The 13,952-nt window shown below is 42.4% G+C and carries 9 protein-coding genes; all 9 read right to left on the bottom strand.

The window, feature by feature from the left end:
* Positions 1-125 precede the first annotated feature (125 nt).
* Positions 126-1,670 (bottom strand): arylsulfatase, encoded by a 1,545-nt coding sequence (locus MWU78_RS01590; protein WP_281503781.1) that lies wholly within the window; start codon positions 1,668-1,670, stop codon positions 126-128.
* Positions 1,657-3,249, bottom strand: coding sequence for an alpha-L-fucosidase (locus MWU78_RS01585; RefSeq protein ID WP_246994332.1), 1,593 nt, complete (start codon positions 3,247-3,249; stop codon positions 1,657-1,659). Before MWU78_RS01585 ends, MWU78_RS01590 begins: the two co-directional genes overlap by 14 nt.
* Before the next feature lie 74 nt (positions 3,250-3,323).
* Positions 3,324-4,910, bottom strand: coding sequence for an arylsulfatase (locus tag MWU78_RS01580; RefSeq protein ID WP_246994330.1), 1,587 nt, complete (start codon positions 4,908-4,910; stop codon positions 3,324-3,326).
* A 10-nt stretch (positions 4,911-4,920) separates the two neighbouring features.
* On the bottom strand, positions 4,921-6,354 hold the full coding sequence (locus MWU78_RS01575; protein ID WP_246994328.1) for a sulfatase: 1,434 nt from the start codon (positions 6,352-6,354) through the stop codon (positions 4,921-4,923).
* A gap of 6 nt (positions 6,355-6,360) precedes the next feature.
* Complete coding sequence (locus tag MWU78_RS01570; RefSeq protein WP_246994326.1) at positions 6,361-7,782, bottom strand: sulfatase; 1,422 nt, start codon at positions 7,780-7,782, stop codon at positions 6,361-6,363.
* Positions 7,783-7,853: 71 nt separating this feature from the next.
* Complete coding sequence (locus MWU78_RS01565) at positions 7,854-9,254, bottom strand: sulfatase (protein WP_246994324.1); 1,401 nt, start codon at positions 9,252-9,254, stop codon at positions 7,854-7,856.
* Positions 9,255-9,920: an SGNH/GDSL hydrolase family protein gene (locus tag MWU78_RS01560; RefSeq protein ID WP_246994322.1), complete on the bottom strand. Its 666-nt coding sequence runs from the start codon at positions 9,918-9,920 to the stop codon at positions 9,255-9,257.
* A 292-nt stretch (positions 9,921-10,212) separates the two neighbouring features.
* Positions 10,213-12,129 carry a glycoside hydrolase family 97 protein gene (locus MWU78_RS01555; RefSeq protein WP_246994320.1) on the bottom strand — a complete coding sequence of 639 codons (1,917 nt, stop codon included), beginning with the start codon at positions 12,127-12,129 and terminating at the stop codon, positions 10,213-10,215.
* Positions 12,130-12,151: 22 nt separating this feature from the next.
* The gene (locus tag MWU78_RS01550; RefSeq protein ID WP_246994318.1) at positions 12,152-13,741 is read right to left on the bottom strand and encodes a sulfatase; all 1,590 of its coding nucleotides are present in this window, start codon (positions 13,739-13,741) and stop codon (positions 12,152-12,154) included.
* Between the last annotated feature and the right edge of the window lie 211 nt (positions 13,742-13,952).

Genomic DNA, 13,952 nt, shown 5'->3' with positions numbered 1-13,952 from the left:
TTTAGTCCCTTTCAACGCCTTATTAACACCTGTTTGTATTACATTGGGAGCGTCTTGCACACTATTTGTAATAATTTCAAAGGACCGGGCATATTTACCTTTTCTCGTAACCAAACCTTAGTTTCTTAGTTATCGAGACCGGTTGGTCCGCCTTCATATGATTCCTTCCATTTTAAATTGGGAGCTTCCCAATCAGGAATACCTGTACTGGCCTTCTGTGCATTGTAATCAACATGAAAAGGTTTCTCAGCTGCCAAAGGCACTTCCTCATTGATCATCAACGGACGAGCTTCATCCCAGAATTTTTCATAAGCATTCTTCATTGAGTCAACAAGTTCAGGGTGTTCCGCCGTTACATCGATATTCTGTTCTGGATCCTTTTCCATATCATACAATACACCTTGAACAAGTCTAAAGCGCTGGTTGCGCACAGAATATTCTCCCCACTTAAACTCATCGGGGTCGGCCTCATGTTTCCAGCGTGTTACATGCTGAAAAAGGTAACGATCTTCCCATTCCGGATCATTCTCCAGAATCAAAGGCTTTAAGCTTCGACCTTCAAACGCCTGCGTAGTTGGGAGCTTTGCCCCGGCAAAATCTGCCAATGTCGGCAAAATATCCAGGTAGCTAGCTACCGTTTTCACGGTTCGGCCTTCTTTTATCACCCCGTCCCAGCGGACAAAGAATGGCACACGGACACCACCTTCGTTTACCGTACCTTTTAGACCTTTCATTTCTGCATTGTATGACATCATAGGATTTCCATCTTTACTGGTACCAAGTTGCACCTGAGGACGTCCCGCAAAACCTTTTAAGCCACAGCCAATTCGGGTCATACCATTATCGGAGGTAAAAATAATGATGGTATTCTCCATCAGGCCCCAATCCTCCAACTGTTGGAACATCTGCCCCATGCTGTCGTCTATATGCTCTACCATTCCATAAAAACCAGCGACTTTGCTATCAAAACCCAAATCCTCAAAATACTTCTGGTATTTTGGAGGTGCAATAAATGGGCTGTGTGGAGCATTGGTTGACAAATACGCAAAAAACGGCTTACCAGAATCCTTGACCGATTGAATCCAGCCCAGAGTTGACTTGAACAGGATATCCGTGCAATAGCCTTTGGTCTTTACAAACGTACCATTATGTTTAAACACCGGGTTAAAGTAGGTATTGCCAGGAACATCCGCACAAGATCCCGCATAGGTCTGTCCAATTCCGCCAGCACCATGAATAAACGTTTCGTCGAATCCACGATTTTCGGGCTGATAAGGCCCCTCATCTCCTAGGTGCCATTTTCCGAAGTAACCCGAGGTGTACCCGGCCGGATTTAAAACTTGGGGTATGGAAATAGCCTCCAGATTGAGCCTCTCCCGTTCAAATATGGTATGGGTAACTCCATTTTTAATGGAATGAACCCCCGCCATGATACCGGCTCGACTTGGTGCACAGGTCGACCCCATCATAAAGCGGTCAAAACGAACAGACTGGGCATGCATTTTGTCCAGATGCGGTGTCCGAATCCAAGGATGTCCATGCGCACCCACAACCGGATACCCCTGATCGTCTGTCATAATGAAAATAATGTTTGGATTTTGTTCTTGAGCACAAGAGGTTACTATCCAACAGCAAATAATAATTTGTATAGCTTTTTTAATGTGCTCCATCCAAATCTACTTTTTTAGTCCCTTTCAACGCCTTACTCGCATCCGATTGTATGGCATTGGGAGCATGTTGCTCACTATTTGTTGCTATTTCAAAAGACCAGGCATAGTCACTTTTTCCCAAGTCTGCCGGAGGGATTATTTCCAAGCCTTCAGGCGTCATGCTCCATGTAACCTCAGCCCCGGATCCCAGAAGTTTAATAAACTTCACTTCATTCTCCGCCCATCCTTTGGTAGCTTCAACAACTATAGAATTCACTGGTTTTTCCAATGCAATTGCAAAGAGCTTTGTTCCCTTGGTAGTAAAAGCGAGATGTCCCTTTTCCTGATGATTTTCTTTCCAATAGCGGGTGCCATAAATGGCCTCCCCATTTATTTCCAGCCACCTTCCCATTTCGTGCAGTCGCTCCAATTGCTCCTCTGGAATGGTACCATCTGCCTTGGGACCGATATTCACCAAAAAGTTGCCATTTCTGGAAATTACCTCTACCATCTCCTTTATAATATCCTCTATTGATTTGTAGGTGTCATTTTCCAAATAGCCAAATGAGGTACCAAAGGTGGTACAGCTCTGCCATTTTGGGCCAATTACTTCCAGTTTCAGGTTGTCCTTTTCCAAACAGCCAACCCCATCTGGCCAGTTTCTATTGGCTCCCTTGTTGTTTACATATACTTCCTGGCCCTTTTCCTTTCCATTATTCATGAAATCGGTGATCATCAGTCTACATTGATCATACAGGTATTGTATTTCCGGTTTAAACACTTTAGGTTCTACCTGGGTGTTGTTTCCATCTCTTGTAAAAATCGGAATATCGTCTATCCATAAAAAATCGGGTTGGTACTTCTCTTGAATTTCCTTCCAACGGGCTATATATTCATCAACGGCTTCTTTACTGAACCCAAAAGGTCCGTAAAGTGATTCTGCTTCAGGATTTCTTTTGATTTCCTCCAAAATATCATTATGAGGTTCTGCATTTACCACATATTGCTTTTTTGTAAAAAAACTAGTATGTCTTTCCCTGTGATATGATGGCGCATACTTTAAACCTTCATTTTTGACCGCTTTGCCCAAATCACCTACAATATCCCTTTTGGGTCCCATGTCCATGGCATTCCAAGGCGTAAGATCCGAATCCCAGTTGGCCCAGCCGTCATGATGTTCTGCTGTGAGCACTACATATTTTGCCCCTACGTCAGCAAACAGTTTAGCCCATTCGTCAGGATTCCAATTCTCAGCTTTGAATTCGGGGATAATGTCCTGATAACCAAATTCCGGTGGGGCCGCTCCCCAACGTTCCCTCAAATAAGGATAGTAATAAGAGGAATCCGTATAGATCAGTTTCGGAACATGTTCTGCATATCCCCTACCCCCTTTACGGTGACCTATAACACTATAAGGGCCCCAATGAATAAAGATTCCTATTTTCCCGTCATTGAACCAATCAGGTACCGGCATTTTTTGAAGGGATTCCCAACTACCGTCATAGGGTTGCATTACAGTCGCTTCTTTCTTTTTATCAGCATTGCAAGACACTAATATTATAGTAGCAACTGCAATTAAGAATGAATTTTTAATTCTCATTTTTTTATCTATTTAATTCTGCTTCAAATTCGTTTTTAAATTTCGATATTCCGCCTTTAAACCAGGCATCAAAATTAGTTTTTGGGCTTATAGGTTTGCAAGGTGGCTTCCATTTCTTTTACCACCTCAGGAAACTGGGTGTATACATTGGTGGATTGATATTTATCCTCCTCCAAATTGTATAATTGTGCTACAGGAGCATCATCCTTAATATGCCCATCCTCTATATCGCTATTAACACCTCCTACAAAAGCTACGGCAGGAGCTCCGCCCCATGCGTGATGATGAGGTTGTGAACCTCCAAAACCACCGCTTCGCTTGGCTGGAATGTACATCCATTTGCCTTTTCTTAAAGATAAATGCGTTGGCTTATGGGCGGCTAAAAGCAACTCTCTTCTAATAGGTTCTTTTGGATCATCTACCAAAGCCGGTAAAACGTTTACACTATCCAAACTATCCATATTGTCTATATCCTGTCCGGTAAGAGCCATAAAGGTGGCCAACATATCCACATTACAGATCAACTGATCTGATACACTGCCGGCTTCAATTTTCCCTGGCCATTTGGCGATGAAGGGTACCCTGTGGCCACCTTCCCAAACTCCGAACTTAAATCCTAATAGATCACCATTGATTTTGTGTCCCGCCTTTACGGCATTACGGCCTCCTAAATTCAACATGGCACCGTTATCACTGGTAAAAATTACCAGTGTATTATCGGCAACGCCTTGCTTTTCTAATGTGGCAGTTACTTGACCAACCATCCAATCCAATTCTTGAATAAAATCCCCATAAAGTTCGGCGTCGCTTTTTCCTTGAAAATTAGTACCCGGAGTGAAAGGATGATGAATGTGCGTAGTAGCAAAGTATAAGAAGAATGGATCTTTTTTATTGCTTGATGTTTTTTGAGTTATCCAATCCACAGCCTTTCCTGCCAGTACCGTACCAACGGTATAATCATTGTACAACTTATGGGCTTTTACAGCACCTTTAAACATATTGGCCGTTCTTTGTGAAGCTTCTGGCGGTATAGGAGTAATTGGTGTAACCTCTTTCTCCTTTCCTCTACCTACATACACCAAAGGGTCGTTTGGATCCTCTCCCACCACACGGTCATTTTCTACATACACATAAGGCGGAGCACTGTTTACCACCGGAATACCGTAGTAATAATCGAATCCTAAATCGTTGGGTCCAGGCCGCAATGGTTTATCCCAACTATTTTCTCCCTGGCCAAATCCCAAATGCCATTTTCCCAAGGCAGCCGTTGCATAACCACTGTTTTTAAACACATCGGCAATGGTCAATTGTTCCGGGTTGATCAATAATTCGGAAGTAACGGGCGCAGGACTCCAAATGCCTTTTCCCTTGTTCCCACGAACAGGATATTGCCCAGTAAGCAAGGCATAACGGGATGGGGTACAAACTGCCGATGCCGAGTGTGCATCGGTAAACATTTTTCCTTCACTTGCCAATTTATCTATATTGGGGGTTTTTACTTTTGTGGCGCCATAGCAACCCACATCACCATATCCCAAATCGTCTACCAAAATATAAATTACGTTGGGTTTATCCTGGGCCTGGATTTTTAATGTACTACTTATAAAAAGTAAACAAACAATTATTTTTACTGTTAGAGATACTCGTGGTTCTAATTTCATACTTTTCGAATTAAATTTTCTCTTGAATATTTTCAAATGGAGGTACACGTTGGTCTGTTCCTATGACATCTATATCTCCCAATTCTTTTCTAACCCTTTCTGCTTCTTTTAACAGCTCCTCTACTATTTCTGGGTGGTTTTGAGAAATATCAGTCAACTCTCCCATATCTAAATTTAGATTAAACAATAGGGGACGTTTTAACGCAATCAGCCCTCTACAACCAATATTCTTTAAGTTTTTCCCTTCAAAAGGTTTTTCATTCCTGTTTTTAGACCAAAAGGGTTGGTCGTCCGAAGTTCTTGGCAGATGCAATTTCCATTGTCCTTTTCGAATGGCCTGTAAATTGATTCCATTGTAATAATACACGAATTGATGCGGAGATACTCCCTTTCCAGTTTTTAAAATAGAGGTTATGTTTTTTCCATCGATTACCCTGTCTTTTGGAATTTCCGCTCCAGCCAAAGAGGCTAAAGTTGGCAATAAATCCATAGATGATAAAAACGTATCGTTCACCCCTGTTGCAAATTTTCCGTTCCATTTAATAATGGCCGGAATACGAAAACCACCTTCCATAGTGGTATATTTCCCTCCATTCAAAGGGCCTGCAGATCCGCCGAAATGACAAATTGCCGGACCGTTATCCGACAAAAAAATGACGATGGTATTTTCGTCTAATTTTTTATCGGCAAGTGCCTGGGTCAATCGGCCTACATGATAATCCAACTCCTGAACATAATCACCGTATAAACTCCCTTTTGAAGTTCCAATAAACTCCTTACTGGGTTGGATTGGAGAATGTACCGAATGGTAAGCTAGATACAGGAAGAAGGGTTTTTCTTTATTTTCTTCCATATATTCGATGGCTTTATTGGTATAATCTCCTATTAAGGTTTCAAAAGCTACATTTTCTTTTACTACTTTGTTATCGCTATATACATCATCTAAATCAGGGTGACTTGTATGCCAATTGGATTGTAATCCATAAAAATGCTGAAAACCGTGGTCAATAGGTTGATGTCCTTCATTGAATCCCAAATGCCATTTTCCTATAGCCAAGGTTGCATAATCTTCTTTCAAAAGTAAATCGGCAATTGTAATTTCATCGGGATGTAAACCGTAATCCTTATGTTTATCAATTTTCCCTTGAGCTACGGGAAATCCGTTACGCATAGGGTAACGTCCTGTTAGAAGCGCTGCCCTTGATGGGCTACAAACAGATGATGCTACCTGAAAATCGGTAAACCTCATTCCTTCATTCGCCAATTGGTCAATATTTGGCGAATTTACATCTTGAGCCCCGTAACAGCTTAAGTCACCATAGCCTAAATCATCGGCAAAAAGGATGATAATATTAGGCTTATTGGTTTCTTTCTCCTGTGCATCCATGCGATTGACCAATAACCCAAAAAAAGCCCATAATGCTAATCCAATAATCTGTTTCATGCTCTTTTAATTAGATCCTTTTATAGGAAAAATATCGTTGGGTGTAAAATAGGGCTCTGTCCCCAAGGGGCCCGCATTTAAACCTCTTGCTCCCAAATGGCCTATATCCTCCTTGGCCCAATCCAATAGTTTCTCCAATTCGGCAACTACTTCAGGGTTTTCGGCAGACACATCGGTGGTCTCCCCTATGTCGTTTTCCAAATCGTACAACATCTGTTTTGAAAACAAGACCCGATCTTCGGGTGCAGAGTGCATGGGCCATTTGGCATAAACAATAGAGGTGGAATCTGGGCTGTGCGGCAAATGTAATTTCCATTTGCCTTTTCTTACAGCTCGCAATATTTGGTGCTGATAATAGAAAAATGGTCTATTTAATTCTGTTGATTTTCCATGAATAATGTCGGAAATATCCAAGCCATCTATCACTCTATCCTTGGGTGTTGACGCTCCAGCAATTTGCGCCAATGTGGGCAACATATCAATGGTAGCCGCTACCACATCAGAAGTTTTTCCTGCCGGCACTTTTCCTGGCGCCCTAATTATAAAAGGTACCCTAAGTCCGCCTTCCCAGGCAGAGGTTTTTGCTCCTCTTAAAGGATCTGCATGTCCTCCATGTTCTTTCTTAATCCACCAAGGGCCGTTGTCACTGGTAAAGATCACATAAGTGTTGTCATCCAGCCCGTTTTCTTTTAGCTTGGCCAAGATCCGTCCAACATTAAAATCTATTTCTTCTATAACATCGCCATATAGGCCATCGTCCGACTTCCCTTTAAACGCGTCTGAAACCGCCAATTTAGTATGCGGCATGGTATGCGCGAGATATAAGAAAAATGGCTGTTCACTACTCTTTTCAATAAAGTTGATAGCCTCATCCGTATACCTTTTGGTAAGGGTAGACATATCAGCATTCTTCTCAACCAGCTGGTTGTTTCTCAATAAATGAACTTTGGAATCGTTACTTGAAGGTGTAAAAAAAGATTCGTCAAACCCTTGGTGCATGGGCAATAAATCTGGATTGAATCGCTCTGGACTGTGACCTGCTAAATCCCATTTTCCTATCATGCCCGTTTTATAGCCCACAGGTTTTAAGACCTCGGCTATCGTAACCTCGCTTAAAGATAGTTTTGGGTGCGGTGCTTCTCCATTGTCGTTTCGGGCATTGCGCATAGGATAAGAACCAGTCATTAAAGCAGCTCTTGAAGGCCCACAAACCGTTTGGGCATAAAAGTTGGTAAATTTCATCCCTTCGGCCGCCATTTTATCCAGGTTTGGCGTCTTGATGTTCGGCGACCCAAAACAGCCCACATCGCTGTAACCCTGGTCATCGGTAAAAATGATAATGAAGTTTGGCTTTGTGACAGGATCTTGTTTTTTCTGCATACAGGCCATTGACAACAATGACAAAAAAATAGTGGTTAATTGCTTCATTGTTATTTTATTTCAATTTAAATCGTTTTAACAAGACTTGAAAACAGCTTCATTATCTTCTACTTTTTATCTTAATTTTTGGTCAGAGGCTTGGGATTTTCCACATAAGCCGCAGAGCGGTAATTATTTAAAATGTCCTCCTGAAAAACTTCTATATGTGCCAGAAGTTGATCTACAATTTTCCCATTTCCCTGTATAACATCTGTGGATTCTGAAATATCACTTTCTAGATTGTACAGTGCTACCGGTTTGTCCCCATCTACATGCAGCTTCCAATTACCAGATCTAACTGCTGCCAAAACATTTCCTTTGTGATAGAAAAATGCCTGGTGCGGACTTTTTCCTTTATCTATCAAAACAGGCATTATATCCTTTCCATCAATTATACGGTCCGCAGGGACCGCTGCCCCTGCCAACTTAGCAAAGGTGGGCAATAGATCCATGGCTGTCAAAAGCTCATTGTTTACTTGGGCTGCAGGGATTTTTCCCGGCCACCGGACTACGGTAGGCATACGCATACCTCCTTCAAAAGTACTGCCTTTTTTACCCCTTAGTGGTGTAGCCAAGCCTTTTGAAGGGCCATTATCCGAAGTAAAAATAACCAGCGTATTCTCGTCCAGACCATGCTTTTTTAAAGCACCCAGAATTTGTCCGACCGACCAATCGATTTCGCTGATGGCGTGGGTATAAATCTTATCACGTGTTTTGTAGTCAACACCATTATCTTCATTTTTCAGGGCTTCTATGATCTCATCCGGGACTCCATCCATAAAAGAGGGGGAAACGTGAATGGGACGATGGGGGATTGGATGTGGCACGTATAGAAAAAATGGTCCGCCTTTGTTTTCTTCTATAAACCCTACTGCACGTTCTGTAATACGCTGGGTAAGATAATCCGCATCGGGATCCATTTCAATAACAGTCTCTCCTTCAAGTAAGGGCAGGGAAGGGAAATTATATTTTTTTTGATTTGTGTGAAAGGGATGTATATCATGGCTATAGGGAAGACCAAAAAACTCATCGAATCCCTGACGGGCAGGCAAGAATTCTGGTTGATCGCCTAAGTGCCATTTTCCGAACATTCCAGTTCTGTACCCTGCGGATTTTAGCACCTCAGCCATAGTAATTTCATCAGGATTGAGACCCTTGGAATCTCCTGCAAGCAAAACCGGAAAATCAACTCCTACGGCCATGTCTACACGTGTAGGGTAAGAGCCGGTCATCAATGCCGCTCGGGAAGGTGTACACAAGGGGGCAGCCACATAAAAACTGGTGAGCTTGGCACCTTCCGTAGCCATTTTGTCGATATTGGGAGTATAAACATGATCCCCTCCAAAACAGCTAAGGTCTGCATAGCCTTGATCATCGGTGAAGATGACAACGAAGTTGGGTTTGCCTTTATTGGTTTTCTGACTAAAAGCATGGCTACTTAATAGTATTATGAATAATAAAAAATGGAAATTTATTTTCATCTATTTCAGCTTTTTTTCTAGGAATTTAGTAATGTATTTCCCTAATTCTCCATACCCTTTTGTAGTATAATGCACATCATCATTTCCTTTTCCATATTCTTGATGTATTTTTTTGGAAACTTTGTATATGTCGTTAATTTCAATACCATTTTCTTGCATTACCTTACGTGCCACTCTGTTATATTTTATAGCATCTTCTACATATCTTCCTGCTTCTTCTGTAGGAACATAGGAAGTGGTTACAAAGATTAATTTCGCATCGGATTTTTGCTTGATTTTTTTTACAATAGCCCTTAAATTACTCTCGTAGTCTTCTAACGAAAAAGTAATCTTTCCATTGGCTTTATCTCTTTGTCCTTGCACTTTAGAATCTGGATGTCTGTAGCACAAATCCCATAGCCCCCAATTAAATTGAACAATATCCCACTCACCTTGGGCCAACCAGGACTCGACATGTTCCAATCCGTTGCCCGTATGCTTTGCATTGCCCGGATTATGGTAGACCTCGGCAACATCCTTCATACTTTCCTTTACAAAAGGAGTATACCCATTGGAAATAGAATCCCCAATAATTAAAATTTTTGCTTTCTTCTGCTTAGAGCTTAATGAAGAGATCATCAATACCCCTAAAACCAGTAGTAATCCTATATTTTTCATTTTTTTCATATGGTTTGGATTTAATTTTTCATACCCTCAACTTTTACCGGTGGTCCTTTTAACAACCATGGGTTAAACCCTTGGCAGGTCTGTTCATAATTTGCCAATCTTGAATCGCCCCGTTCCTTTTTAATGAAACACTCCCCGTTCCAAAGCCTCCCACATGCATAGCTATCTTTTGGAGATGGGCCTGTATGTTTAAAGTACTGGCCAATCGATGCTTTTTTCCTGTGCATTGGAAATAACTGTTATAATCAGAAAAAATAAACATTTAACTGAAAAAGTCTTTGACATGATTTTATTATTTAATAGGTCTTATCCACATACAATGTCCGCCTCCCGGCGCCATTACGGCCTTAATAACATCCCCTTTTTTAATTTTACCGTTCCTAACCTGGTAAGCTTCTGGATTGGTCTTACAATGGGTTTCAGAGGTGTCTTCATAAAAGGTGATATCGTATTCCTGATCGGCCTCCAAAAAGTCGAGACCAATGTCCAGTGCCCCTCCTTGTTGGTTGTACACACTGCCAATAAACCATTCCTTACCATGGCGCCTTGCCGTTGTAATATATTCGCCTATTTTTGAATGTAGAATCTGGCTTTCGTCCCATTTCCCAACAGGCATTTTTTGAATAAATTCGAAAAGATCGGCCTTGGCTTCATAAGCTTCCGGGGCATCTGGGATACAGACCAAACCACTGAAAATAACCAATGTTCGGGCGGCTTCAGAAGCTACTGTCGAAAAATAAGTATTTGTTTCCCTTGGGCCTTTTTGCCGTAGTCCACTGTTGATCCCCGTTAGATCAAAATTGCCGTTGTTCATATCCAAAGGACCGGTAATGGCGTTTATCAGTGCCATTTTAATGAACGCCTCGGGGGTGAAAGCCCTACGTGAATCCTGCTGGGCATGGCAGTATTCCCTGGTTATGGCATTGGGATAGGTACGGCGTATTCCCGTAAAGGGTACCGGACCGTCATGGAAATCGATCAACAGCTCACTCGCGGCACTTTTCTGTATGGCCTCCCTGGTAAAATCTACATTGCTGCCCATAAAACCGTATTTGATCCCTTTCATTCCCAAGGACTTGTAATAAGGAAAAAGTTCATCATCCCCATATTCTCCATGCCTTCTGTCATAGTACAACATTAGATCTACCTCCTTTTCTGCCGCATATGCGATGACCTTTTCCAGGTCCAGTTTGTCCGACAGTTCAAAATGTCCCTTGGTAACTTCCTTATACCAGGAATCATCGATAAGGAAATAGTCGATTCCCTTTTCGGCGGCAAAGTCGATAAAACGGAAATAGCTTTCAGTATTGATACCATACACAAACCCATCCGGAGCGGTGTAACCATGAACCCTCCAATCCCACAAGGTCTTTCCTGGCTTTATCCATTCTGTATTATCAAGTTTTGACGGACTTGCCAAGTTGATGGGCACCGTGTTCACCACAAGGTCGCCAGCCGAATTCCCAAAAAGTATTACCCGCCAAGGACTGGTCCATTCCTTGTCACTTAATGCTACTTTGTTGATTGATGCAATTTTTCCTTCCATCTCCCCAACATCAAGATGCATGGGATCCATGCCATTGGCCACATAGAGGTCCGACTCCAATAACGCCATATAGGATTGGTCTGCAGATTCAACCACTAGAGGGACACTAATTTTTCTCTTTTTAGGACCTTTGTCCTGTAAATAATCGGTCAGTCCTTTATAATCCACAGGCCCCAATGGTTCACTTTCACCAGCCGGTGTAAAATAATTACTGCCATTGGGCAAGTTATAAGTGCATTTAAAAATGGCCTCCTTTGGTTTTTCGCCTTCGTTGAGGACAAATCTAAAAGCAACTCCTTCATTATAGGCCCTGGCCAACAATTTACCCCCTACTCCATCGATATTTAGATCCAATTGAAGTTCTTTATAATGGTCACGGATGCTGCTTTGTTGCCCCCAAACCGGATTCCAGCTTTCATCGTTTTCAATTTCTGTGGCATTCAAGATGGTCACCTTCGCGTTCGGTACTATTTCCAATTCCGAAGTCCCGACAAATTCTATATCTTGAGAGCCAACCTGATAATTCAATTTATTATCAACAAGCTGTATCCCTATGGAGCGATTACCATCTGGAGAAGTAAGGTTGAAATTATCCAGGGATTTTTGGCAGGACACCAACCCTGTCAGCAAGGCAATAAAAAAGAACATTCTTCGCATTATCATTATAATTTTAATTTATACATTTTTAATCTTTGGTTACCATACTGCCCCACCAGTTATTCTTGGGGTCAAAATCATTGGATAACAGTTCCAAACGTTGTTTTTCCAGAGCAGGCATCTTTTCATATTCCATTTTGTGCAAAAACTCCCTGGCCTTTTCTTCTGAATATTCTGGGTCGGGCTTTGCATATTTGGCCCCCACCTCTGTCAGATAATTAAACAACTCCTTATTGAGCTCTTGCACCTTATCAGGATAGGCTGCCGCAAGATCCGTTGTCTCCCCAAGGTCTTTAGACAGGTTATAGAGTTCTTTTCTTCCGTCCTCATAGTAATGAATAAGCTTCCAGTTGCCCCTACGAATAATGGAAGAAGGCTCACCCCCTTGGTTCCCGTAATGCGGGAAGTGCCAGATAAGAGGCCGCTCGGCCAATGTTTCCCCTTTAAACAAAGGGAGAAGGCTTATGCCATCGTTATGTTCCTTGGGAAGTTGTTGGGCACCTGCCAACTCCAAGAATGTGGGATAAAAATCTGTTCCGGAAACGGGGTAATCAATTTTATCACCGCCTTTGGAGAGACCTGGAATCTTGATAAAATAGGGTTCCCTGATACCGCCTTCAAACTGATATCCCTTACCGGCCCGCAAGGGTTTGTTGCTGGTAGAAAAATTATCCCCGGCTGCCACCCCTCCATTGTCGGAGGTAAACACAACAATGGTATTTTCCTCTAGCCCCAGCTCGTCCAGGGCGGAAAGTACCTGCCCAACAGCCTCATCCATTTGTTCTACCAAACCCGCATAAATTGGGTTGTCCTGCACCTGGCGAATGGGCAAAAATTTCCCCATGCTATAGGCATTTTCCGCCACTCCTTGTTGCACTGCCTTATCCCGATATTTCTTCCATTTTTCCTGAGTGGTCTGAATAGGCGAATGCACCGCATAAAAGGAGAGATAGGCAAAAAAAGGCTTTCCAGTTTTCTGCGGATTATTTTCTTGAATGAATTTTACCGTTTCCTCGGCAAGTCGATGCGAGAGGTTCTCCCCATCCTTTCCGTTTTCCAAATTAGGGTTGTCATAAGGAGAGAAATATCCTCCCCTTGGCCCTCCTGACGTCCAGCCGCCAACGTTGATATCAAATCCGTGATCTTCGGGCCAGGAACCCTTGTCCCCCAAATGCCATTTTCCGGCAAAAAATGTTTTATAGCCATGCTGTTTCAACGCTTCGGGCATGGTAATATACTCCTTGGGCAGGTTATGGGTATATTCGGCCGGAAGCAGTTTTGTAAATCGATTCCTATTTCGCCATGCCTCACCAGAAGGGGACCCAATATGTACGGTGATGTCATGCCTAGCAGTAAATTTACCGGACATTATACTTGCCCGTGAGGGACTACAGACCCTACTGGCAGCATATCCATTGGTGAAAATAGTTCCTTGATCTGCTATGCGGTCTATGTTGGGTGTTTCATAGTAGGTACTGCCCATGCAACTCAGGTCTGTATAGCCCAAATCATCGGCAAGGATAAAAACAATATTGGGCTGCCCCTTACTTTCCTGTTTTTGACAGGAAACATGTAATACCGTTAAACAAGAAAGAATGGATATATAAATTCTTAGCATGGACTTTTTTTTGATTTGTTGAATATTTAATTATCGTGAATTTGATTAAAAAATAAATGCAAATAATTGATTATACATTAATTAAAGCCAATGCTTATGTCTCCTCGAGCCTGCCTCCCGGCAGACAGGCCTGCCTTGTCGACGGACAGGCGGAGTCGAGAGGTTTTGGGGACAATGAGGTCTCGACTGCGCTCGACCTGACAAACCTCGA

Source organism: Arenibacter sp. F26102 (genome assembly GCF_023015865.1).
Classification (GTDB): domain Bacteria; phylum Bacteroidota; class Bacteroidia; order Flavobacteriales; family Flavobacteriaceae; genus Arenibacter.
The sequence above is the reverse complement of the archived record's forward strand: the minus strand, read 5'-3'. Positions and strand labels throughout refer to the sequence as shown.

What these genes read in the sequence shown, in the direction of transcription:
- MWU78_RS01575 (WP_246994328.1), bottom strand. Translation starts at nt 6,354, where the DNA reads ATGAAACAGATTATTGGATTAGCATTATGGGCTTTTTTTGGGTTATTG.
- MWU78_RS01565 (WP_246994324.1), bottom strand. Translation starts at nt 9,254, where the DNA reads ATGAAAATAAATTTCCATTTTTTATTATTCATAATACTATTAAGTAGC.
- MWU78_RS01585 (WP_246994332.1), bottom strand. Translation starts at nt 3,249, where the DNA reads ATGAGAATTAAAAATTCATTCTTAATTGCAGTTGCTACTATAATATTA.
- MWU78_RS01550 (WP_246994318.1), bottom strand. Translation starts at nt 13,741, where the DNA reads ATGCTAAGAATTTATATATCCATTCTTTCTTGTTTAACGGTATTACAT.
- MWU78_RS01590 (WP_281503781.1), bottom strand. Translation starts at nt 1,670, where the DNA reads ATGGAGCACATTAAAAAAGCTATACAAATTATTATTTGCTGTTGGATA.
- MWU78_RS01580 (WP_246994330.1), bottom strand. Translation starts at nt 4,910, where the DNA reads ATGAAATTAGAACCACGAGTATCTCTAACAGTAAAAATAATTGTTTGT.
- MWU78_RS01570 (WP_246994326.1), bottom strand. Translation starts at nt 7,782, where the DNA reads ATGAAGCAATTAACCACTATTTTTTTGTCATTGTTGTCAATGGCCTGT.
- MWU78_RS01560 (WP_246994322.1), bottom strand. Translation starts at nt 9,920, where the DNA reads ATGAAAAAAATGAAAAATATAGGATTACTACTGGTTTTAGGGGTATTG.
- MWU78_RS01555 (WP_246994320.1), bottom strand. Translation starts at nt 12,129, where the DNA reads ATGATAATGCGAAGAATGTTCTTTTTTATTGCCTTGCTGACAGGGTTG.